Below are 22,214 nucleotides of genomic sequence, written 5' to 3'. Positions count from 1 at the left end.
TGGCATTCTTGTCTGTTAACAAGCGAAGTCATCATCCGCCTCTCACATCTCATGGACGGCAAGTCCGCACAATAAGAAAGCGCATGATTTCTACAAAAGGTTGGGTGCAAAGGTTGAGCGAATGGATGGTCAAAGACCTTATTTCCGTTGGGCAATGTACGATTCGTGATTAGATAAAAAGGGAATGATGAATAAACAAAAACTAAAGAACCTCATTCAACAAGTTCCTGAGCTAATCGAAACAGCCAACGTATGTCGTGAGGTGGGTTTGCCAAACTTCTATATTGCAGGCGGCGCCATCACTCAAATAATCTGGAATGATATCGAAAACAAACCGCTTCTAGACCAAGTTAAAGACTTAGATATTGTCTATTTCAATAATGCATCAGCCCTCACTGAGGACGAATTCAAAAACCGCATTCGTTCGCGGTTAAGTCATCGTGTCGACGTGGATGTAAAGAACCAAGCGACCATCCATGAGCGTTACGCTAAGAAGTTCGGTTGCTTGATTCAACCATACGATCGTGTTGAACAAGGTATCAAGTCTTGGCTTTCTGCGCTTGCTATCGGGTTTACTCTGGATGATTCAGGCGATATCAAGTTGTTTGCACCATACGGTGTAGAGGACGCGTTTGATATGCTGATTAAACCGAATAAGCGAGCAATGACAGAAGCGAACTACAACAAAATGACCGCTGGTTATAAGGCTAGATGGCAGCAAGTAAAAGTGTTTCCTTGGGTGTGATCGACAGAGCTTTACGAGATCATTCTCAACATTTGGTATTTAACTCGGCTTAGCGCTAGTGGTAAGTTTGAGCGTAATCTCGGCATTGTTAGTCACTTAGCTGTTCGTTTGTCTTTTGGTAAGAATTAAGGAGTTTTAAGTGAGTCAGGAAGTAAGAGTAGGTATCGCTGCGGTTATTCTACGTGAAGGGCGAGTGTTACTTGGAGAGCGAATTGGTTCTCACGGAGCTCATACGTGGGCAACGCCGGGCGGACACCTTGAATGGGGTGAGAGCATTGAAGAGTGTGCCAAACGCGAAACACTCGAAGAGACTGGCCTCGTTGTTAGTGGATTTGAAAAGCTCTCTTTTACCAATGATATTTTTGAGAAAGAGAACAAGCACTATATAACGCTGTTTGTTGTGGCTTCTGATGCTAGCGGCAAACCACAGGTGACAGAGCCTGATAAATGTAAGCAATGGAAATGGTTTAAGCTAGATGAGTTACCTGAGCCATTGTTTCTTCCTCTGACGAATCTGTTGAGCGACCCGGTCATCCTTGGGAAGTTAGCGCCGTAAACGTGAACGATTGGAGGGCATATCAATGAGAGCACCTTTTCAAGTTTTAGTCTTTCCCTATCAAATAGTCGACACCAAACCTCGGTTTTTAATCGTACGCAGAAGTGACAATAGTGTATGGCAGGCAATATCCGGTGGTGGCGAAAATGATGAATCAATTCTTGAAGCAGCAAAACGAGAGCTTTCTGAAGAAACTCAGTTAGTCGGTGATAACTGGCAGCAGCTTGATTCAATGTGCATGCTTCCAAAAGTCTTTTATGCAGGGAATTACAATTGGACTGAGCATCCATTCGTCATTCCTGAGCATTCCTTCTCAGTTAAAGTCACAGAAGATCCTGAACTATCAAGTGAACACACAGATTACCGTTGGTGCGACTACCAAGAAGCTATTGAACTTCTAACATATGACTCAAACAGAAACGCGCTTTGGGAGATTAACGAAAGGCTTTATAAAGCTAGCTAAAGTACACAGATTAATTAACTCTATATTAGAGTGGAAATCCTGATTAGATTCTTACTAATCTCTCGCTATTTAGTGAATAGGTAAATCATGACATTACGAGTAGTTCCAGAGCTTTATTGTTTCGATATTAATGTGAGCAAATCCTTTTTTGTCGATGTGTTGGGGTTTGAAGTGAAATACGAGCGCTCAGATGAAGAGTTTGTTTATCTAACGCTTGACGGTGTTGATGTGATGCTTGAAGGGATTGCGGGCAAAAGTCGAAAATGGCTTTCAGGTGATCTGGAGTTTCCGTTAGGGCGTGGTGTTAACTTCCAATGGGATGTTATCGATATCGAACCACTTTATCAGAGAGTTAACGAAAGCGCCGCTGATTCTATTTACTTAGCGTTAGAGTCAAAGTCTTATCAATGTGGGGATTCGATCGCGACTCAGAAGCAGTTCATCGTTCAAACTCCTGACGGTTATCTCTTTAGGCTCTGCCAAGATATTCATTAAGTCATGACCTTTTGGTTGGATACCAAATGCTGGTCTTTGCTCTAAATTATTGGATGGACTAAACGTATTAACTGAGTACTAAGGTTGCATTTCCCAAACTACGGTTCTCGAGACACTAGCGATGAGCTCTAGTCGGTTTTTCGTGCGTGTTATACAGAAGGAACAACAATGATAACTATCGAAAGGCTTGAAGATTCACATGTGGCGTTAGTTCAGGCCATCCAACTCGCCGATGAACAGGTTAAGTTCGCTGGTACAGCTGCAGAGTTTTTATTAGACGGCAGTGAAACGACGCACTTGCACGTGATTAAGTCTGATAACGAAGTTGTGGGTTTCTTTAAGCTGGATATCGCTTACGCAGAGCACTACGAATTCTGCCCTGAAGGAAGCATTGGCTTGAGAGCTTTTGTGCTTGATAAAAACCAGCAAGGTAAAGGTTTAGGAACAGGCACGGTGAAGGCTTTGTTTCCGTATTTAAAAGCGAATTACTCAGCGTATGAGTCGATTTACTTAACTGTGAATTGCAAAAATCCGGCAGCATTCAACTGTTATAAGAAAGGCGGCTTCGAAGATATCAATCAACAGTATTTAGGTGGCGCAGCAGGCCCGCAATTTATCATGCGCGGTCGAATTGCTTAGTAATAAATTATTGATGAGAAACACCTGCACAGCTGTATGCAGGTTGAGAGTCTTAAAGAACACGAGAAGGAAATTTGATGAAGGTTCAATATCTTGAAGTGGTTACCCCAGAGGTCGATGTCGTTTGTGCAACATACGCTCAGCTCTACAACGTGAAATTCAGTGGTGCAGATGTGAACCTTGGTGGGGCGCGCACTGCAAAGCTATCTAATGGCGGGGTAATTGGCATTCGAGCACCGCTTCGTGAAACTGAAGAACCAACTGTTCGTCATTACACGTTGGTTGAGGATATTCAGTCTGCAGTAACTGCAGCCGAGAAACTAGGCGCCGAAGTTGCGGTGCCGCCAATGGAGTTACCACGTCACGGGATGTGTGCCATTGTCATTCAAGGTGGCGTCGAGCTCGGATTCTGGCAGTTATAAATGATGTATACCTTTTAGATTGTGACGGACGAGATACTACGATTTATGATGCGACACCTAGTGTCTTTACCTGCTTCATGGCATCATTCCCTGCAGCTAAAACCCCAACAAGGTATGTTATGAAACAGAATATTGTTCACATTGCACTCGTGGTAAAAGACTACGATGAAGCGCTTGATTTCTATGTAAACAAGCTTAAGTTTGATCTCATCGAAGACACGTATCTGCCAGAAGAAGATAAGCGCTGGGTTGTTGTTGCTCCACCAAATTCAACCGGTGTGAGCCTGTTACTTGCTAGAGCTTCCAAGCCAGAGCAACTCGATTTCATCGGCAACCAAGCTGGTGGACGCGTATTCCTATTCTTAAACACCGATGATTTCTGGCGTGATTACGAACGCATGACGTCTTTGGGCATTAACTTTGTCCGAGAGCCTAAAGAGCAAGGCTACGGCACCGTTGCTGTGTTTGAAGATCTTTACGGTAACTTGTGGGATCTGCTTCAGTTAAACCCTGAACACCCTATGGCTAACAGGTAGAAAAGCTTAGTCAACAACCTTAATTCTGGTCATACGGATAGGCAGGAGCGACATGGAAGTCACAAGGTATCAACCCAAGTATTTAACCGCTTTACAGGCGCTCTATCTAGAATCAAGACAGGACACCTTTCATTGGGCTGATGCCGACGCTTTTGAGTTATCCGATTTCGAATTAGATACAGAAGGTGAGCAGATATGGGTGGCTGTTTCTGGCGACAAGGTTTTAGGTTTTGCCTCTGTTTGGGAACCTGAGAGTTTCATCCATCACCTCTATGTGTGCCCGCGAACGCTACGTTCTGGAGTAGGCTCTGCTTTACTCAATACCTGCAAACAACATTACACTGATCTGACTTTGAAGTGTTTGACTGCCAATGAACATGCTATTGGCTTTTACCAGTCGCAAGGTTTTGTTATCTCATTCACAAAAGGAGAGGGATTAGAGCGTTATCATTTAATGGAATACAGATAGCTGATATCTAAAGTTAGGATGTGAGCTACAACTTAGCTCTAAGTATTGAAAAATCAAATTTGAGTTCTTTGTTTACGGTGCAATAGATAATTTCAAATGGTAGCGTCATCCAATTCTGTTTCAATGTTTAGTCGTTACTAGAGGTCCCGAATGAATCAAGTTGAAGTTCTTTATGCCCTAATGAATAGAATAGTGTCTGATTTAAATAAACGTTTGCCAGTTTCTTTGGTTCTACATCAGCAACAAATAACAACAAAGAATATTAGTTTGAGTGGGGCTAATGGGAGGGTATGGGTATCTCCATGTCAGGGCGGTTACGATATTTCGATTAGCGGAATTTCGCTCGAAAATGATATGACGGCAAGGTTAACATCTTATTTTGGTCGCAATCCGGATGGCTACAAACAAAGAAATGCAACTCGAGGTTTTGAACGCCAGCCTTTTTGGCGCACAAGTAATTTTCTAAACGTCGAAGTCGTTTGTGAAATGTATGCCAAGACTACTCAATAGTAAATTAATGTTGAAAAGGATTTGCTTCATTTCAAGCTTGCATACTTACGTAGGCTTCTGAACATTGGAGATAATATGGAAATAAAACAGCTTTCAGCGACGGAGGTACTTCCGGTTAGGCATCAAGTGCTTTGGCCTGATAAACCGATGTCATTTTGTATGGTGCCAGATGACGAACAAGCAACGCATTACGGCGCGTTTGTTGGTGAGCAGTTGGTTTGTGTCGCGTCTATCTATATCCAAGGCAATGAAGCGAGGCTGAGAAAGTTTGCCACGCTGCCTGAATTCCAAGGGCAGGGAATCGGTTCAAACGTGATTGATCATGCCATCTCTAACCTCAAAGAATCAAACATCCAATATTTTTGGTGCGATGCGCGCACAACGGCTTTAGGTTTTTATCAAAAGTTTGGGATGGCTGTAGAAGGCTCTGAATTTGAAAAATCGGGTGTTGCGTATTACAAAATGTCGGTTCATTGGGAGTAACGCTTCTTTGTCGCTAAGTTAACTCTCAGCTCCGATAAATCATCAACTTAAGTTAAGGAAGCTCATCGTGGAAGAAATCAAAGGCATTCTGCAATTCATGGTCGAGATTGAACAATTAAAGGATGTTCATCGACAGACAAAACCGGTTGGATTGGATCGATATGAAAACTCCGCTGAGCACAGTTGGCACGTCTGTTTGAGCGCACTCATGTTGAAAGACTATGCCAATGAAGAAATCGATATTACGCGAGTAATGAAGATGCTGCTGATTCATGATCTTGGGGAAATCGATGCCGGAGACACCATCATTTATGCCAGTGAAACCGCAGAAAACAAGCTCAAAGAGAGAAACTGCGTTGAGCGCTTGCTGAAATCATTACCGAGCCATTCAAGAATCGAGTATTTGGATTTATGGCTTGAGTTCGAAGCAGGTGAGTCACCAGAAGCCAGATTTGGTAAGGCGATCGATAGAGTGCCGCCTTTGCTTCATAACATCCATGGTGGTGGTCACAGCTGGAAGAAGCACAACGTATCTAAAGACAAAGTACTGACCTTCAATGGCGAGCGTATTTCTAAAGGCAGTCGTGCTCTATGGAAAGAACTAGAAGTACAACTTGAAGGCGCTGCAGACAAAGGGTTATTAAAGTAAAAGCTAATTTCATACCTTAGCGTAAGTATAGCTTTAGCGGCTCAATGAGGGAGATCTCGATGGTAACTGATTCAAGATGCATGGCACTTACCTTGTGTCTCATTTCTTTCTAATAAAACTCTAGTGGACAACAATAAGTTCGAGAACCGAGTGATAAGTTGTTAGTATGTATCAAATTTATAAATATCAGTTGGCTTATATAAATGCTTGATAATAAGTATATTAAACACCCTTATCACTGTGAGCAGTGCGACGCACTTACCCCGCACCTTGCTGTTAGCGCTTCCGATGCTGAATCTAAAGCGGACGCTGAATCTGAAAAGAAACAATGGAAGTTAGGCGTGTTGATGGAATACCTGATGACGTTATTGTTTAAAGGTGACCATAATGTTCCCGGTTTTTATGTAGACAGTGATTACGAATACCAATGTGAGAAATGTGGGACTAAGTCGTGGCACTGATCGTGTGTTTAACTTTTGAAAAAATCTCCACCTAAACTGATGATAATAAGACGCATTAGAAAAGTGATCCTCTCTGCAAACTGAGAATGGAATCGCGTCTATACTGACATGGGTTACGTCGCTGAATTTGGAAGTGGCGCTATGAATGTAAGTTTGATTAGGTTAAATCTCAGAGGTGACGATGAAAAAATTACTACCACTATGCGCCATTTTACTCTCGGCATCATTTTCAGCTGCGGCTTCTGATGGTTTGATTAAATACCAAAGTAATTATTCAGTGAAAGAGACCGCTGACCGCTTTGAAGAAATCGCCAAGAGCAAAGGTTTGACCTTGTTTGCGAGAATCGACCATCAGAAAAACGCGAGTAAGGTCGATCTTGAATTGAGACCAACGGAAGTCATCATCTTTGGTAACCCGAAAGTAGGGACACCATTAATGCAATGTGCTCAAGAAGTCGCGATAGATTTACCGCAGAAGGTGTTAGTCACTGAGGATTCTAATAAGAAAGTATGGTTGTCTTACAACGATCCTAATTACTTGGTAGAGCGTCACGCGATCAATGGCTGTGACGAGGTCGTTAAGAAAGTATCGGGTGTACTAAGCAAGCTATCAGAAGCGACAGTGACGAAAAAGAAAGCAAAATAACCAAGACGAATAAGCACTCATTAAGACTATTAATGGGTGCGATATGACGATGATATCGCCCATTAGTCATTGTGTTGACAACTAAGCAACAGTATATAAAAGTAGTTTTATGAAACTGAATTTAGCGCCATCTAACCAACGAATTATCATCATTCCATAGGAATGGTGGGATTGTTGATGCGCTTTGTTTATCGAACCCACCCGTAAGGTGGGTTTTTTGTCGCTGTCTTATGGGTTTTATCTGAATAGAGGAAGTCATATGAAAAAGATCGCGGTTTTTGGCAAGCCTGGGAGTGGAAAATCCACAATCAGCAAGGCGTTAGCACTAGCTACAGGGATAGAGCTTCACCAGTTAGATTCTATTGTTTATAAGGCCAACGGAGAGTTTGTTGAACGTGAAGTATTCGAGCAGGCTCATGAGAGCATACTTAAGTCAGAAAGCTGGATCATCGATGGTTTTGGCCCTCTAGGATCGTTCAACACACGTTTAGATGCAGCTGATACCTTGGTTTATATCGACCTTCCTTATTCAATTAGCTACTGGTTTGTAACCAAGCGAATGCTCAAAGGTCTATTCGTTAAACCTGAAGGCTGGCCTGATGGAAGTTCAGTTATAAAAGGCACGATACAAAGTTATAAGACACTAAAACTGTGTCCTAAATTTTGGAATGACGACTTTAAAGCGCAGTTAGAATTGCGTGCTAAAGAGAAAGAGGTTTACATCATCAGAAGCGTGACTGAATTGAATAACTTTGTTCATCAACACGTCACTTAACAGTCGAGAGCTTACCTTTCTTTGAAACGCTTTAATTTGCTCATAACTTCATGAAAATATATAGATTTAACTCAACATGTGGCATATTTGCCATGTGTTGAATTTGTGCTTTGAGTTAAGGCGATAGATATTATGTATGGAAGTGAGAAGACGAGAGCGTTCTGCTGTAACTGTAAGGAACTTACACTGCATAGGTACACGATGTTCAGTAGCCAAGTGCAAAAGGCACCACAAGCTGAAGATAAAGAACCGAGCTTACTCCAACGAATTTTATCGGAGTTTCTATCTTTTGGTGTTACAGGTTCGGGCGCGACAGGTGATTACAAATGTACCCAATGTGGAACATATCTGAATACACCAGACAACCTCGACTGAGTTTGTGAGTTTGTGAGTTTGGCTTAGGCAAATAAAAACGGGAAGACCTCAATGATCTTCCCGTTAGATATTACTTAACTCATCGTGCTATTGGCAGTTTGAGTGAGAAGCCTTATGCACAACACTTCTTGTATTTTTTACCGCTGCCGCAAGAACACGGATCGTTACGGTTAGGGGTCTTTTCAAACGTCATCGTTTTTGGCTTGTTCAGTAGAGTATCAAGCTCGATGGTGTTCTCTTCTTTGTCTGCGTCGACTGTAACAGTAACGAAGATAGTATTTTCAGCGGCTAGTGCTTCAACTTCTGCTTTGCGCGCTTCAGTTTGAACCATTACTGCGATTGGAGATTCTTCAGTACCCGCTTTCACATCGCGGTTTACGTTGTAGCCAGCAAGAACGTGGTTCTGTCTTGTTTCGATACGGCCTTTGAAAAATAGTTTCGACATTGGGTACTCATTAAAAATGTTGAATGGCGCTATTTTTAACGGCGATAGCGCAATGGAGCGGGGATTATACGCATATATTGCAATTGATAAAGCAGTGATGTGAGCAAACACTGTTTGGTTTTTGTTTGCTAGTAACGGTTTGTTCTCTAGCTTTGCTTCTATTCGACAAATTTCGAAATTCAAGACAATAAAATTGCCCTAAATAGGCTTATGAATGATAAATTCAAATTACTAATCGAAACAAAGAGATAGTGTATGAAGTTAGATGCCATCCTGTGGGATTACGATGGAACCATAGTCAATTCCGTTCCAAAGAATATCGCAATCACAAAAGATATTATCTCTTTAGTCGCGCCACACTTGTCAGGTGATAACTTACCTAAATATTTGCTCAGCGAAGCGCTTTATCATGAAGCCAACCACGGGGCTAAAAACTGGCAAGCCTTATATGTCGATTATTACGGTTTATCACACGATGAAATGTTGATCGCTGGTGGAATGTGGGCAGAGCATCAAGAGAAAAACCAAACAGCCGTTGCCTTGTTTGAAGGAATGGAAACCGTGGTTAATCAGTTTGCTCATCTTCCACATGGGATCTGCTCTCAAAACTCTCAATTGAATATTCGTGGTGTGCTCGACAGTTATGGCATTGGTGATTTGTTTAAATCGGTCGTGGGCTATGACGATGTCTCGAACGGTAACCAAAAACCCCATCCATTTGGTGGTGTGAAATGTGTCGAGAACATATTTGGCGCCGATCCGACTAACGAGCTTTGTTTGATGTACATCGGTGACCATGAAGCGGACACACAGTTTGCTCGCAATATTGAAGCCGCGCTGGGTAAAAACGCAAAAGTGATTGCCGTTGCAGCAGGTTATAGCCGATCGAAACCTGAAAATTGGCAAACCAAGCCCGATTACATTGCTAACAGTGTCGATGATCTTTTAACGATCATTAGCAAGTACGCATAACGAAGCCGACATTTAAAAATCACCACACGTAAATAACTTTAAGGAAGAATAATGACACCAAAACAAGTGGTATTGGGATTTTGGGATTCAATGCGCAGTAATGATTTTGCAAAGGCAGGTGAATGGCTAACCGCAGATTTTGAAGGCTATTGGCCGCAGTCGTCTGAATTGACGTTAGGGCGCGACAACTTCACTGCAATCAATACTGAATACCCAGCCAATGGTGTTTGGGAATTCACGCTCAATTCGATTGTCTGTGAAGGTGATACGGTAGTCACGGACGTTTCGGTCACTGACAGTGTGTTGAAAGACCGAGTGATCACCTTTCACACGGTGGTTGACGGTTTAATTCAAAAGCAAACTGAGTTTTGGCCAGACCCATTCGAAGCGCCGGCGTGGCGATCGCAGTGGGTTCAGATCGTATCGAACAATTAGTTTGTATCGATACGATCAGTTTGTCACGAACAATCAGGTTGCACAGAATAAGTAAACATTAGGAGGTTTCATTGAGCAAGGTAGTGGTTGTAACCGGCGGAAGCCGAGGCATTGGCGCAGCAACGTCTAAATTGTTGGCCAGTAAAGGCTATGCTGTATGCGTTAACTTCATACACAATGAGTCGCGAGCTGAAGATCTAGTAGACGAGATTCGTGAACAAGGCGGAACCGCGATAAGCGTGCGTGCGGATGTGTCTGTTGAATCGGATGTGAAATCTTTATTTGAGATTGCTCGTAATAAGCTAGGTCCAGTGACGCACTTGGTCAATAATGCCGGGATCTTGTTTACCCAGTCACCATTGGTTGATATTGAATTGGATCGCTTTGAAAAGGTGATGAAATCCAACGTATCAAGCTGCTTTCTGTGCAGTAAAGCCTTTATCAAACAAGCCGATGGCGCGGGTTCGATTGTGAATGTATCGTCTGCCGCTTCTCGTACTGGCGCACCGTTTGAGTATGTGGATTACGCAGCATCGAAAGGTGCGATGGATTCACTCACCAAAGGCTTATCGCTTGAATTAGCTTCACGCAATATCCGAGTGAATGGCGTAAGGCCAGGTTGTATTTATACTGAGATGCATGCAGACGGCGGAGAGCCAGATCGCGTAGACAGACTAGCTTCGCAGTTACCGTTACAACGAGGTGGCACACCAGAAGAAGTCGCGAACTCTATCGCGTGGTTATTATCAGACGAAGCTTCGTATGTCACCGGCTCGTTTATTGATATTGCAGGCGGTCAATAGGGCACGTTTGCCTTTACACTAATATAAACAAGTTAAAACCATCAACACGCAACAAAAGTACCTAACTAAAAGAACGAAACTAAGAGTACAACCATGAAAAACTATTTTGAAAGCCCGTTTGTTGGAAAGTCACTCAAAGAACAAGTGACCAACCCAAACATCATCGTGGGCGAGCACAGCTATTACTCGGGTTACTACCATAACCACAGCTTTGATGACTGTGCGCGTTACCTATTACCGGATAGAACCGACATCGATAAGCTGATCATTGGCAGCTACTGCTCGATTGGTTCTGGCGCCGTGTTTATGATGGCGGGCAACCAAGGCCACCAAAACCAGTGGGTGAGTACCTTCCCGTTTTTCTATCAAGACGATGAGAAGTTTGAAGGTGCGATAGACGGCTTTGAACGCTCTGGTGATACCGTGATTGGTAACGATGTGTGGATTGGTACAGAAGCCATGATCATGAGTGGTGTTAAGGTTGGTGACGGAGCCATCATCGCAAGTCGAGCGGTTGTGACTAAAGATGTCGCGCCATACTCGATTGTCGGTTCAAACCCAGCACGCCATATCCGTTATCGTTTCAATGAGACTGAAATCGCTCAGTTGCTAGAAATGAAATGGTGGGAATGGAGCGAAGAACAAATCAAAGGCGCAATGTCGCTAATGTGTTCTTCAGACATTGGTGGTTTGTACCATTATTGGAAAGGATTCTTGAAGCCTTAAATTGTCGTTCACAGATGAAATGTGAATGGTGAGAACGAGATTAAATTTAACAAATTACTCAATAATCTGATTATGGCAATGCGATTGTGATACGAGTAACTTATTGATTGTAAAGATATTGAATAGTATGGCATGTCGCATTAGCGTGGTGGATGAATTGGAAGGGTATTATGATTAGTTGCAACGATTACGATTATATTGAGATTGTGTGTATGCACCGATACCCAATCAAATTAACGCTGAAATCTGGCGAGCAGATTGAATGTGTCGGATTAGATACTCAACGCAATGATAGCCGTGAAGAGTGCATTAAAGTCAGTACTCAAGGCGAGCAACAACTTGTCGTATTAACTCAAATAGCGACATTGGATGTCTGTGTCGACAACCCTCACTTTCAGCATGTTTCATTCAAAACGTCATAGGCTTTCAAATGAATAGAACCATAGAACAATGCTATTGCACCGCGTGCAGAGAAGAGACACAACATGTTGTTGTGTTGGTCAGAAAGACGAGTGCGTTTGCAGACAAACCTAACCAAAAGCGAAGTGAGTTTTGGGCAGGCATGATAAAAGGTTGGTTCCTTGGCCCGTTTGTCGCGTCAATGGATGAGTTTTCTCGTCACCTTGTCTGTGAAAAATGTGGCCATAAAGAGATACAAGATTAGCATCGTTATCTTATAAAACATTGGATTCAATACAGTTAGATCGTCAATTGGCTTAGGAATAGAACGAATGAAAGTTGAAACGATAGAAGCCGTAAAGGCGTATGGTTTTTCAGTAAGAACCACCAATACCGATGAGATGGACCCAGCAAGAGCCAAGATAGGGCAATTGTGGCAGGGCTTTTTTGACCAAGCATTTCCGAAATTAACACCGGATTCAAAAGTGTATGGCGTTTACACTAACTACGAGTCTGACTTTACGGGCGAATTTGATGTTATCGCGTGTACTAATGCACTTACGGATCAGAATGTTGATACGCTTGTAGAAACCGAAATACAAGCAGGTAAATACTTAACGTTTTCTGCTGAAGGTGAATTACCACAAGCTGTGATCGACCTATGGGGTGAAGTGTGGGCGTATTTCAGCGCTGCTGACTGCCCACATGTGAGAACTTACACGACAGATTTTGAACTATACAAAGGTGAAACTGAAGTCGAGATTTCGATAGCGATTCAGTGATCAGGTTAAAATGAACAAAAGGCTTAGCTTAGACTGTGTTTGCCAGTTAAGAGACAGTCGTTACCGGTAAAGAGACAACGGAATCCCAGTTAAGCCTTTGAATATCTGTTCTTTACAAAGAAGATAAAGTGTCACGTAACTACTTTAATACCTAGGAATTATCTATTCCAGAATTCCCCTAGATCACCCTAGATACCCTTAAGTCACCCAAAATTTTCTTAAGTTATCCAAAAAGACAATCTTGCTTGGTTTCATTCCACAAAGGGTATTGCTTCATGACTTGGGTGTAGAGCTTACTTTCCAAGTGCGCTCTTAACCAACGTCCTACGTTTTGGTATTCAGATTGCACAAACCACTTCTTTTCGACCCGCACAAACTGGCTGACAAAAGGCATCACCGCAAAATCGGCCAAGCTTGGGCTTTCTCCAAAAAAGTAGGGCTGATCGGTAAGTCGCACTTCTAACTGCTTAATGAAGGTTTCGCAGGCTTGTCGGCGTTGTTCAACATCGATGTTTCGGTAACGAACCGATGCACGATACCTTTCTAAGTGACCAATAAATTCTTCATCGTTGGTTTTAATGAGCTGCTGAACTTGTTCGCTAAGCGTTGGATTGCTTGAACGCAGAAGATCTTGAGGATCGTTTTGTTGAAGTGACCAGTTCATCACATCCAAGCTCTGTTCAATGACTTGTCCATTGGGTAACACCAATACAGGCACTGTTCCTTTTGGCGAACTGGCCAATAGTTCGCTAGGCTTGTCTTTGGTAACAATTTCTCGAAGTAACACTTTTTGCTGTGATAGTGCGATGCCCATTCGTCCGCGCATTGCATAAGGGCAACGGCGTAAAGAATAAAGGATAGGTAGATCGGATTCGTTCGGCATTATTGAGGTCATTTAGTTTGAAAAGTGTTGTACGGTGGTAAAGAGATCGTGATGTGGGTAGAATACGCGGCTTAAAAATTATAAGTAAGTGAGCGACTTCAAAAATGAGCAGAAAAATTGAGTTATTAGCCCCAGGTGGCGATGTAGAAGCGATAAAAGCCGCCATCGTAGCGGGTGCTAATGCAGTTTATTGTGGTTTAGACACATTCAACGCTCGTAACAGAGCCTCTAACCTGTCGTTAGACGAATTGAATGGTGTGATTCGCCTTGCTCATGAATACGGCTGTGAAGTGTTCCTGACTCTTAACGTTGTGCTACTGGAGCACGAGACTAAGAGCATCACCAAACTGCTGAACCAGCTTGTGAACACCAAAGTGGACGGCATCATTGTTCAAGACTTGGGTTTATTCAACCTGGTTAAGAAGCATTTCCCATCGTTAGACGTTCACGCGTCGACTCAGTTAACTACGCACAACGAAGGTCAGATTAAGTTCTTGTCTAAGATTGGCGCGACGCGCGTTAACTTGTCTCGTGAGTTGAACCTGCCTGAAATCAAGATGCTGACGGAAGTGGCACACGATCACGACGTATTAACCGAAGTGTTCGTACACGGCGCTCTGTGTATCGCATTCTCTGGTCAATGTTACTCAAGCTCAGTAAGTGTGGGTAACTCAGGTAACCGTGGTCGTTGTAGCCAAGCGTGTCGTGATGAGTACGAAATCACCAACGCGGGCAACAAGTTCCCACTTAACCTGAAAGATAACTCAGCTTACTACGACCTACCTGAATTGGTTGATGCGAAAGTCGACTCATTGAAAGTAGAAGGCCGTATTAAAGGCGCACACTACGTTTACACTGTGGTAGACACATGGCGTAAACAGATTGATAGCTTTGTAGAAAGTGGTTTGTTGATCGAAGACGATTCGAACCTACACAAAGTATTCAACCGTGATTTCACCAACTCTTTCCTAAAGGGCAACCTAACGAAAGACATGTTCATCGATAACCCGCGCGACAACAGCATGAACTACGCTGTTGAAAAAGCGACGGAGCAGAACAACGAAATCTCAGTTGTACAGATTCAAGAAGTGACCAACGAACTTCACCAAGCGAAAGACGTTCTTGGTAACGAAATGCGTGACAAGATCGAGTTCCTTGATATTCGCAAGACACCAGTAGCACTGTCGTTCAGCGCAAAAGTGGGTCAACCATTTACGGTGACTGTGAACACGCCAAAAGAGAACTTTACTCTTCAATCTAAATCGCTATTGAAAGCGGTTGAAGAGAAGGCGATTACTCAAGAGCTACTTGAGAAGCGCTTCAAAAACGTGAAGAGTGCAGTTCACACGCTAGAAAGCCACGACTTCAGTGAAGTGGATGCAGGCTTGTTGATTCCTCTAAAAGAAGTTTCAGACCTAAAAGACGAGATCGACTTCATTCTGAACGGCTCTGTGGAAGTGATTAAGCACGTTGAAGTGCCAGCACTGCCTCAGCACCCTAAAGTGAACGAGAAGCCGACTATGTCGATGCTTATCGCCGATGTAGAAGACTTACACCTGTATGACGTGACTGACGCGGATGTTTACTTCAAACTTCCAGAAAGCTTCAAGAAGCGTTGTAACAAGTACATCGACATCTTGGCAGCAAACCCACGTTTGATTCCTTGGTTCCCAGCGGTATTGATCGGTAAAGATTACGACGAAGCGGTTCGTATTCTTGAAGAGATCAAGCCAGCTCGCATCGTAACCAACAACACGGGTATTGCTTACAAAGCTTACGAGATGGGTATTGAGTGGGTTGCAGGCCCGTTCATGAACACGACCAACTCTCACGCACTGGTTACTCTGAAAGAAGAGCTGAACTGTGCAGGCGCATTCATTTCGAACGAGATCAACAAAGGTCAGATTCGTCATATTCGTCGCCCAGAGAACTTCAAACTGTTCTACAGCATTTACCACCCAATCTTGATGATGACCAGCCGTCAGTGTTTCTTCCAAAGAACCGTGGGTTGTAACAAGCCAAGCATCGAAGCAGGTTGTATGTTGAAGTGTGAGAAAGCGACCACGATTACCAACGTGAAAGGCATCTCTTTTGCGGTTGATAAACAGAAGGGTGGCTACCCAAGCATTTACAACCACGAGCAGTTCTTGAACCACGACGCAGTAACTGACTTCTCTGGTCTGTTCGACGAGTTCTTCATTGACCTAACCAACATCGGTGCAGGTTCTAAAGAAGTGAAAGACAAAGTTGAGCTTATCAAGCATTTCGAAGCGCTACTGAACGGCGTTGAAGGTTCACAACAGAACCTAGAGCAGATGGTTGAAGTTCGAACTAATGCTCAGTACGTGCAAGGTCTATAGCGTACAAGGTTTATAGGGTTCAATGTCTATGGGCTGTAAGGCTTATAGCTTCTAACGCAAAGAGCGTTCAAGGTTTATAACGCTCAACCGCTTATAAGCACTCTGAACCAATAAACAAAAGGCCACTCAATCGAGTGGCCTTTTTAATGTCTGAAACTTTCTGAATCTTTCTCAACCAACGAATACGTTATTCTGTCACGGCTTCTTGTTTGAAGCATGGGCTTTTCAACGTGTTCATCTTTTCGATTTCATTGGTTAAGCGCAGCGAGAGCAGGGCTTTCTGGTTCGAAGCAAAATCAAACATCACGATAGTCGCAGTGCCAACGGTCGTCAGTTTCTGTTGAGCCTTACTGACAATCGCGTATTCCATTGTGAACCGATCATCTTGAATATCGGTAACACGTGAGCCAACCATCAAGGTATCTGGATACGTGACTGGGCGGAAATACTTACAGTAAGTGTCACCAAGAACAGGGCCAACTTTGGTAATCGCCATCTCTTCCATCAACTCAACGTGCTTGAAAAAATCTAAGCGAGCGGTTTCGAAATAGCGAAAATATACAGCGTTGTTAACGTGATTGAGTGCGTCCATTTCTCCCCAAGCGACAGGGATTTCTGTTACTACCGGGTAGTCAGATAATAGTGCTTCCATGCGAACTCTCTTATTGTTATGTAGGGATAAGTTGTTATTGGAATAAAAACCCTACCGCTAAATTAACAAAACTGCAACACGCGTGATTTAAGTTTTTGAAGCTTGAAACCACACAATGTCAGTGACTTAGTTGCACATCCACTCAATAGTTAGGCACTAAGGTGTTTGAATTGCAGCTCAACTAAGCGTTGGTACAATTCGCAGCTATTGATGAGAGACTGGTGGTCGCCGATGTCTACTAGCTGTCCTTTATCGAGCACTGCAATCTGGTCGGCGTGTTTAATTGTTGATAATCGATGGGCGATAATAATCGTTGTTCTGCCACGCATTAACTCTTCTAACGCTTGTTGTACGTGGTGCTCACTTTCGCTGTCTAGTGCGCTGGTTGCTTCGTCCAACAATAGAATATTCGGATCTTTTAGGATGGCACGAGCAATCGCAATACGTTGTCTCTGCCCACCAGAAAGCCTTACACCACGCTCACCAAGAAAGCTGTTGTAGCCATCAGGTAGGTTTTGAATAAACTCGTGTGCGTGCGCTTTCTTGGCTGCTTCGATCACTTGCTCGTCTGTTGCCTGCGGGTTGCCGTAGCGAATGTTATGGAACACATCGTTACTGAACAGAGCAGGTTGCTGCGGCACCAATGCCATCTGCTTTCTCAGCTCGTTCGGATCAAACTGATTGAGTTCAACGCCGCCTAACGTCACTTTACCCACTTGTGGGTCGTAGAAACGTTGCAGCAGTTCGAACAGGGTGGTTTTACCTGCGCCAGACGGGCCAACCAATGCTAACACTTTGCCTTCATGGGCAGTGAGCGTGAGGTTGCTTGTTGCGGGTTGGTCCGGTCTTGATGGGTAACAGAAGGTCACATCATCAAATGCTACTTCTGGCGTTACGTTAGCAAGCGAGGTTGGGTTCGCAACTGGCGCAACAATATGGCTTTCAACTTGTAGGATCTCGATTAAGCGCTCGGTCGCACCTGCCGCGCGTTGCAGTTCGCCCATAACTTCTGAAATCGTACCTAATGACGAAGCAACCATGATTGCGTAGAACACAAACGCGGCTAAGTCACCTGCCGACATAGTGCCGTTGATAACATCACTGCCGCCAACCCAAAGCATGCCTGCAATAGCACTAAATACAATCACGATAACGCCAGAGATAAGAATCGCGCGCTGTTTTACACGTTGGCGACCAATCTCATATGCCTTTTCAACTTCAACCGCGAATGACGCTTTCTCTTGCTCTTCTCGGCTGTAGCTTTGCACCGTTTTAATGTGTTCAATCGCTTCACCTGCGTAAGAACCCACATCAGACATCGAATCCTGACTTTGACGAGATAGGGCTCTGACACGACGCCCGTAGACAAGGATCGGGATCAAGATAAATGGCACCGAGGCCAATACAATCAACGTCAGCTTAATGTTGGTGGCAAACAGCATGATGATTGCACCAATACACATCAACGCGCTGCGCATCGCCATAGAGAACGATGAACCTATGATGCTTTGAAGCAGAGTAGTATCCGTTGTAATGCGCGACATGATGTCGCCACTGCCATTGGTTTCGAAGTAACTCGGATGCAGCGTCACGACATGATTGAAAACCGATAAGCGAATGTCTGCACTCACGCGTTCCCCAACAGAAGAAACCAAGTAGAAGCGGAAGAAAGTACCAATCGAAATCAACACGACCACGACCATGATGAACTGAATCGCGCTGCCTAAATCTGAAAGTGATTGTTGGCTAAAACCTTGGTCGATGAGAAGACGAATACCATGTCCGACTGAGAGGGTTAAGCTCGCTGTGAAGATCAACGCGATCAACGCAGCAATAACACGACCTTGATAAGGCTGAATGAATTTACTCAGCTCAAACAAAATACTGAGGCTTTTTTTCTCAGGTTTGGCATCGGGATTCTTTTGAGTCTGTCGCTGGTTTGAGTCGAGCGTAGAAGAGACATCGTTTTGCATATGACTGCCTTAATGTGTTGTCGCTTTAAAAATAGATGGCTTGTTGCTAATTGCTTATGACTTATTGCCGGTACTGCGCGTTGTTCGCTGGGAAGTAATTGTTGTTGAGAATAGAACCCATTAAAGCATTTATTGCGCTGTGACGCTCCCCAGGAAACTCAATTTCCAATATTTCATCAACACTAAGTGAATAATTCGAAGCGACCTTAAAGGAAAACTAAGCATTTTGATCCAGTCAGTTGGATAGGGAACCAAGCTATTTAACCTTAATTTTTATGCAAGTAAATTAGCGTTGATAGGAGAGTGCACATATAAACAAGCAACCATGCGATGATTTATAAATTGATAGCAAAACGTTTGCTTTTTATCTCGATATTAGCTTTATCAATGGCTTGCGAGTTTTGGTTGTAAGACCAGTTATAGCGACTGTTTTTTGTGCAATATTTGTTACAAAAATTCAACAAAGTAGTTTTTTATACATTTTTCTTGCATAAAACCTCGGATTGAATAGAATAACCAATAAATGACAATTAATGCAGTATTGTGGCATGAGTATTCAAGTAAAGAGCATCAACAAATCATACGGTGATACCCAAGTTCTTCACGACATCAGTTTCGACTGTGAGAGCGGCGAAACCTTGGTATTGCTTGGCCCAAGCGGCGCGGGCAAGAGTTCATTACTGCGTGTATTGAACCTGCTTGAAATCGCGGACAACGGCGAATTAGACATTGCGAATGAGCAATTCGATTTTTCAAGCCAAATCCAAGAGAAGCAGGGGCTTAAACTTCGTCGTAAAGTCGGCATGGTGTTCCAGCAATACAACTTATGGCCACACATGACGGTGATGGAAAACTTGATTGAAGCACCAACCAAAGTGGCGGGTTTGGATAAGCAAGAAGCGATTAAGCAAGCGCAAGAAGTCCTAAAGACACTTCAACTTGCCGACAAAGCAGACGCTTGGCCACTTCAACTGTCTGGCGGTCAACAACAGCGTGTTGCGATTGCACGTGCGCTGATGATGAAACCGGATGTGTTGTTGTTTGATGAACCAACAGCGGCGCTTGATCCTGAGATCACCAACCAAGTCGTGAGCATTATTAAAGAATTGAGCGGAACGGGCATTACCCAAGTGGTCGTGACGCATGAAGTCGATTTCGCGAAGAAGATTGCTAGCCACGTTCTGTACCTAGAGAAAGGGTACATCGTTGAACACGGCACCAGCGATTCATTCGTTAATCCGCAGACACCTGAGTTTGCCGAGTATCTGACTCATTAAGTAAGTCACTTATTAAAAGAAAGTTGACTCACTAGATCTAGCTAAACACAACATCAATTAAAACAATCAAATTATAAGAATGGCCACAGGCCGCTATTACACAGTATTCGGAGTAACAAAATGAAAAAGATTCTACTAGCTTCACTTATCGGCCTTGCTTCTTTTAACGCAGCGGCTAAAGAAGAAATCAAATTCGCGATGGAAGCAACGTACGCACCATTCGAATACATGGATGAGAACAACCAAATTCAGGGTTTTGACGTAGACTTAGCAAACGCACTTTGTGAAGAGCTGAAAGCAACGTGTACTTTCCACAACCAAGCATTCGATAGCTTGATCCCTGCACTTAAATTCAAACGTTACGATGCGGCTATCTCGGCAATGGACATCACAGAAGCGCGTCTTAAACAAGTGAACTTCTCTAACGCATACTACGATAACTCTGCAGCATTCATTTCTTTCGAAGGCAAAGTCGCAGACCAAGCAGCACTAGAAGGTAAGCGTGTTGGCGTTCAAAACGGTTCTACTCACCAGAGCTTCCTACTTGAGCAAATGACTGGCGTAACAGCGGTACCTTACTCAAGCTACCAAGATGCATTCATCGACATGAAAAACGGTCGTATCGATTCTGTATTCGGTGACACAGCCGTTGTAGCAGAATGGTTCAAGAAAGAAGACAACCTAACGTACGTTGGCGATCAAGTAACAAACCAAGAGTACTTCGGTAACGGCTTTGGTATCGCAGTAAACAAGAGCAACCAAGAACTTGTAGACCAGCTTAACGTTGCACTTGCAGCAGTGAAAGCGAACGGCGAATACGACAAGATCTTCAACAAGTACTTCGGTAAGTAATTTATGGAATTAACGGGTTACTCTTTAGGGCTCGTCGAAGCAAGCTGGATGACTGTTCAGCTTGCGTTCGTAAGCCTATTGGTTGGATTGGTTCTAGCAGTTTTGTTTGCAAGTGGTGAGATGTCTCGTCGTATTGCAATCAAATGGCCAACGACTGCATTTGTGACGATTGTTCGTGGTTTACCAGAAATTCTGGTCGTACTGTTTATCTACTTTGGTTCGACACAAGTTCTGTTCATGATCACTGGCGACTTCATAGAAGTGAGCCCGTTCTTATCTGGTGTTGTTGCACTGTCACTTATCTTTGCTTCTTACGCTTCGCAAACCTTGCGTGGTGCATTAAAAGCAGTAAGCAAAGGGCAGAGAGAAGCAGCAAGCGCGCTTGGTATCTCTCAATCACGTTCATTCTTTCGTATCGTGTTACCTCAAGCGGTAAGACACGCACTACCAGGGTTAACCAACCAATGGTTAGTGTTACTGAAAGACACTGCATTAGTTTCGCTAATTGGCGTAACAGATTTGTTGAAACAAGCACAACTAACATCCGCTGCAACGCACGAAGCATTTACTTGGTACGCGACAGCAGCAGCAATCTACTTGGTCATCACTTTAATCACACAAAGATTGGTAAAAGTGATTGATGGTAAGTTCTCTATTCAAGGTTTGGGTAACAAAGGGGCAATGGCATGAATCAACAATACCTCTCTCAAATGCTTGAAGGCTTAGTGACCAGTCTTCAACTCACAGGCGCTTCATTGCTTGTTGGTTGTATCTTGTCACTGCTGATGACGGTAACGCTAATTCTAAGAATACCGGCGATTCACTGGTTCACTCGTGGCATCATCACGCTGTTCACTGGCACACCATTGTTGGTTCAAATCTTCTTGGTGTATTACGGCCCGGGTCAGTTCGATTGGATTCGTGAAAGCTTCATGTGGACTTGGTTAAGCCAACCTTGGTTCTGCGCAATGTTAGCATTAGCTTTGAACACCGCGGCATACAGCACGCTACTGTTCAGAGGCGCATTCAACGCCATTCCAGCAGGGCAGTGGGAAGCATGTCGCGCACTTGGTATGGACAAAATCGCAACGCTGAAAGTGTTACTGCCATATGCACTACGCCGCGCCGTTCCAGCTTACTCGAACGAAGTGATTCTAGTTTTCAAAGGTACGTCACTGGCAAGCACCATCACCATCATGGATTTGATGGGTTACGCTCAGCGTATCAACGGCCAAACCTACGACACACTTACTGTGTTTGGTATCGCCGGCGCATTCTACTTAGCAGTAAACGGCATACTAACGCTGATCTTCCGCCAAGTAGAGAAGAAAGCCCTCGCATTCGAAGCCGCGTAAGCTAGCCACAAACAAATTTAATTAACGTATAAAGCCTGCCATTTATGTTCGCATAAATGGCAGGCTTTTTTGTTTT

At 43.6% G+C, this 22,214-nt stretch carries 31 protein-coding genes and 1 pseudogene; 28 read left to right on the top strand and 4 right to left on the bottom strand.

What is annotated here, in order from left to right:
* Positions 1-19: 19 nt before the first annotated feature.
* From AB6E54_RS09795 to AB6E54_RS09720, 16 genes and pseudogenes are all read left to right on the top strand, one after another.
* Positions 20-169, top strand: a pseudogene (locus AB6E54_RS09795) (GNAT family N-acetyltransferase); the annotation flags it as partial.
* A gap of 18 nt (positions 170-187) precedes the next feature.
* Positions 188-745 carry a nucleotidyltransferase family protein gene (locus tag AB6E54_RS09790; RefSeq protein ID WP_102333296.1) on the top strand — a complete coding sequence of 186 codons (558 nt, stop codon included), beginning with the start codon at positions 188-190 and terminating at the stop codon, positions 743-745.
* Between the two features lie 139 nt (positions 746-884).
* Entirely contained in the window at positions 885-1,301 is a 417-nt protein-coding gene (locus AB6E54_RS09785; protein WP_102333297.1) for an NUDIX hydrolase, read from the top strand.
* 25 nt (positions 1,302-1,326) lie between these two features.
* Complete coding sequence (locus AB6E54_RS09780) at positions 1,327-1,764, top strand: NUDIX pyrophosphatase (RefSeq protein WP_102333298.1); 438 nt, start codon at positions 1,327-1,329, stop codon at positions 1,762-1,764.
* An 87-nt stretch (positions 1,765-1,851) separates the two neighbouring features.
* Positions 1,852-2,259: a VOC family protein gene (locus AB6E54_RS09775; RefSeq protein WP_102333299.1), complete on the top strand. Its 408-nt coding sequence runs from the start codon at positions 1,852-1,854 to the stop codon at positions 2,257-2,259.
* A 168-nt stretch (positions 2,260-2,427) separates the two neighbouring features.
* Positions 2,428-2,898 (top strand): GNAT family N-acetyltransferase, encoded by a 471-nt coding sequence (locus AB6E54_RS09770; RefSeq protein ID WP_017070703.1) that lies wholly within the window; start codon positions 2,428-2,430, stop codon positions 2,896-2,898.
* Positions 2,899-2,975: 77 nt separating this feature from the next.
* Positions 2,976-3,320 (top strand): VOC family protein, encoded by a 345-nt coding sequence (locus AB6E54_RS09765; protein ID WP_017061800.1) that lies wholly within the window; start codon positions 2,976-2,978, stop codon positions 3,318-3,320.
* A gap of 119 nt (positions 3,321-3,439) precedes the next feature.
* The gene (locus AB6E54_RS09760) at positions 3,440-3,856 is read left to right on the top strand and encodes a VOC family protein (RefSeq protein WP_017061801.1); all 417 of its coding nucleotides are present in this window, start codon (positions 3,440-3,442) and stop codon (positions 3,854-3,856) included.
* A gap of 52 nt (positions 3,857-3,908) precedes the next feature.
* Positions 3,909-4,325: a GNAT family N-acetyltransferase gene (locus tag AB6E54_RS09755; protein ID WP_102333300.1), complete on the top strand. Its 417-nt coding sequence runs from the start codon at positions 3,909-3,911 to the stop codon at positions 4,323-4,325.
* Between the two features lie 150 nt (positions 4,326-4,475).
* Entirely contained in the window at positions 4,476-4,835 is a 360-nt protein-coding gene (locus tag AB6E54_RS09750) for a histidine kinase (protein ID WP_102333301.1), read from the top strand.
* Between the two features lie 75 nt (positions 4,836-4,910).
* Positions 4,911-5,318, top strand: coding sequence for a GNAT family N-acetyltransferase (locus AB6E54_RS09745; protein ID WP_102333302.1), 408 nt, complete (start codon positions 4,911-4,913; stop codon positions 5,316-5,318).
* 67 nt (positions 5,319-5,385) lie between these two features.
* The gene (locus tag AB6E54_RS09740) at positions 5,386-5,967 is read left to right on the top strand and encodes an HD domain-containing protein (RefSeq protein ID WP_102333303.1); all 582 of its coding nucleotides are present in this window, start codon (positions 5,386-5,388) and stop codon (positions 5,965-5,967) included.
* 203 nt (positions 5,968-6,170) lie between these two features.
* Positions 6,171-6,428 carry a hypothetical protein gene (locus AB6E54_RS09735; RefSeq protein ID WP_065583644.1) on the top strand — a complete coding sequence of 86 codons (258 nt, stop codon included), beginning with the start codon at positions 6,171-6,173 and terminating at the stop codon, positions 6,426-6,428.
* A 181-nt stretch (positions 6,429-6,609) separates the two neighbouring features.
* On the top strand, positions 6,610-7,074 hold the full coding sequence (locus AB6E54_RS09730) for a DUF302 domain-containing protein (protein WP_102333304.1): 465 nt from the start codon (positions 6,610-6,612) through the stop codon (positions 7,072-7,074).
* A gap of 259 nt (positions 7,075-7,333) precedes the next feature.
* Positions 7,334-7,849, top strand: coding sequence for an adenylate kinase (locus tag AB6E54_RS09725; protein WP_065583646.1), 516 nt, complete (start codon positions 7,334-7,336; stop codon positions 7,847-7,849).
* A gap of 132 nt (positions 7,850-7,981) precedes the next feature.
* A complete protein-coding gene (locus AB6E54_RS09720) occupies positions 7,982-8,224 on the top strand; it encodes a hypothetical protein (protein ID WP_029235167.1) in 243 nt (80 codons plus the stop codon).
* Positions 8,225-8,336: 112 nt separating this feature from the next.
* Here the strand turns inward: AB6E54_RS09720 and AB6E54_RS09715 are convergent, their stop codons facing one another.
* Positions 8,337-8,669, bottom strand: coding sequence for a PBPRA1643 family SWIM/SEC-C metal-binding motif protein (locus AB6E54_RS09715; RefSeq protein ID WP_017068336.1), 333 nt, complete (start codon positions 8,667-8,669; stop codon positions 8,337-8,339).
* Between the two features lie 255 nt (positions 8,670-8,924).
* Between AB6E54_RS09715 and AB6E54_RS09710 the strand changes: the two genes are divergently transcribed.
* From AB6E54_RS09710 to AB6E54_RS09680, 7 genes are all read left to right on the top strand, one after another.
* Positions 8,925-9,641: an HAD family hydrolase gene (locus AB6E54_RS09710; protein WP_017061811.1), complete on the top strand. Its 717-nt coding sequence runs from the start codon at positions 8,925-8,927 to the stop codon at positions 9,639-9,641.
* 51 nt (positions 9,642-9,692) lie between these two features.
* Positions 9,693-10,076 carry a nuclear transport factor 2 family protein gene (locus AB6E54_RS09705; RefSeq protein ID WP_102333305.1) on the top strand — a complete coding sequence of 128 codons (384 nt, stop codon included), beginning with the start codon at positions 9,693-9,695 and terminating at the stop codon, positions 10,074-10,076.
* 71 nt (positions 10,077-10,147) lie between these two features.
* On the top strand, positions 10,148-10,879 hold the full coding sequence (locus AB6E54_RS09700; RefSeq protein ID WP_102333306.1) for a glucose 1-dehydrogenase: 732 nt from the start codon (positions 10,148-10,150) through the stop codon (positions 10,877-10,879).
* 93 nt (positions 10,880-10,972) lie between these two features.
* Complete coding sequence (gene catB, locus AB6E54_RS09695; RefSeq protein ID WP_017063920.1) at positions 10,973-11,605, top strand: type B chloramphenicol O-acetyltransferase; 633 nt, start codon at positions 10,973-10,975, stop codon at positions 11,603-11,605.
* 170 nt (positions 11,606-11,775) lie between these two features.
* Positions 11,776-12,027 carry a Rho-binding antiterminator gene (locus AB6E54_RS09690; protein WP_017068339.1) on the top strand — a complete coding sequence of 84 codons (252 nt, stop codon included), beginning with the start codon at positions 11,776-11,778 and terminating at the stop codon, positions 12,025-12,027.
* An 8-nt stretch (positions 12,028-12,035) separates the two neighbouring features.
* Positions 12,036-12,269 (top strand): hypothetical protein, encoded by a 234-nt coding sequence (locus tag AB6E54_RS09685; RefSeq protein ID WP_017068340.1) that lies wholly within the window; start codon positions 12,036-12,038, stop codon positions 12,267-12,269.
* 67 nt (positions 12,270-12,336) lie between these two features.
* On the top strand, positions 12,337-12,786 hold the full coding sequence (locus AB6E54_RS09680; protein WP_102319784.1) for a GyrI-like domain-containing protein: 450 nt from the start codon (positions 12,337-12,339) through the stop codon (positions 12,784-12,786).
* 223 nt (positions 12,787-13,009) lie between these two features.
* Here the strand turns inward: AB6E54_RS09680 and AB6E54_RS09675 are convergent, their stop codons facing one another.
* Positions 13,010-13,600, bottom strand: a complete 591-nt coding sequence (locus AB6E54_RS09675; RefSeq protein WP_240799499.1) for a glutathione S-transferase — start codon at positions 13,598-13,600, stop codon at positions 13,010-13,012.
* Between the two features lie 173 nt (positions 13,601-13,773).
* Between AB6E54_RS09675 and AB6E54_RS09670 the strand changes: the two genes are divergently transcribed.
* Positions 13,774-16,029, top strand: coding sequence for a peptidase U32 family protein (locus AB6E54_RS09670; RefSeq protein ID WP_102333308.1), 2,256 nt, complete (start codon positions 13,774-13,776; stop codon positions 16,027-16,029).
* 187 nt (positions 16,030-16,216) lie between these two features.
* Here AB6E54_RS09670 and AB6E54_RS09665 read toward each other — a convergent pair whose 3' ends face one another.
* Positions 16,217-16,681, bottom strand: coding sequence for a thioesterase family protein (locus AB6E54_RS09665; RefSeq protein WP_017061819.1), 465 nt, complete (start codon positions 16,679-16,681; stop codon positions 16,217-16,219).
* Between the two features lie 149 nt (positions 16,682-16,830).
* On the bottom strand, positions 16,831-18,654 hold the full coding sequence (locus AB6E54_RS09660; protein WP_372106275.1) for an ABC transporter ATP-binding protein/permease: 1,824 nt from the start codon (positions 18,652-18,654) through the stop codon (positions 16,831-16,833).
* A gap of 548 nt (positions 18,655-19,202) precedes the next feature.
* Here AB6E54_RS09660 and artP point away from each other — a divergent pair.
* The 4 genes from artP to artM all read left to right on the top strand — a co-directional run bounded on the left by artP (position 19,203) and on the right by artM (position 22,138).
* Positions 19,203-19,931 carry an arginine ABC transporter ATP-binding protein ArtP gene (artP, locus tag AB6E54_RS09655; protein ID WP_032545343.1) on the top strand — a complete coding sequence of 243 codons (729 nt, stop codon included), beginning with the start codon at positions 19,203-19,205 and terminating at the stop codon, positions 19,929-19,931.
* A gap of 120 nt (positions 19,932-20,051) precedes the next feature.
* Positions 20,052-20,783 (top strand): lysine/arginine/ornithine ABC transporter substrate-binding protein, encoded by a 732-nt coding sequence (locus tag AB6E54_RS09650; RefSeq protein WP_017070691.1) that lies wholly within the window; start codon positions 20,052-20,054, stop codon positions 20,781-20,783.
* A 3-nt stretch (positions 20,784-20,786) separates the two neighbouring features.
* The gene (artQ, locus tag AB6E54_RS09645) at positions 20,787-21,473 is read left to right on the top strand and encodes an arginine ABC transporter permease ArtQ (protein WP_017078229.1); all 687 of its coding nucleotides are present in this window, start codon (positions 20,787-20,789) and stop codon (positions 21,471-21,473) included.
* The gene (gene artM, locus AB6E54_RS09640; protein ID WP_017068344.1) at positions 21,470-22,138 is read left to right on the top strand and encodes an arginine ABC transporter permease ArtM; all 669 of its coding nucleotides are present in this window, start codon (positions 21,470-21,472) and stop codon (positions 22,136-22,138) included. The genes artQ and artM overlap by 4 nt, the downstream gene beginning before the upstream one ends.
* The last annotated feature ends 76 nt before the right edge of the window (positions 22,139-22,214 follow it).

This window comes from Vibrio sp. 10N.247.311.49 (assembly GCF_041467655.1).
In the GTDB taxonomy this organism is placed as follows: Bacteria; Pseudomonadota; Gammaproteobacteria; order Enterobacterales; family Vibrionaceae; genus Vibrio; species Vibrio crassostreae_C.
Note: the sequence above shows the minus strand (reverse complement) of the source record. Positions and strands in the feature narration are given on the sequence as shown.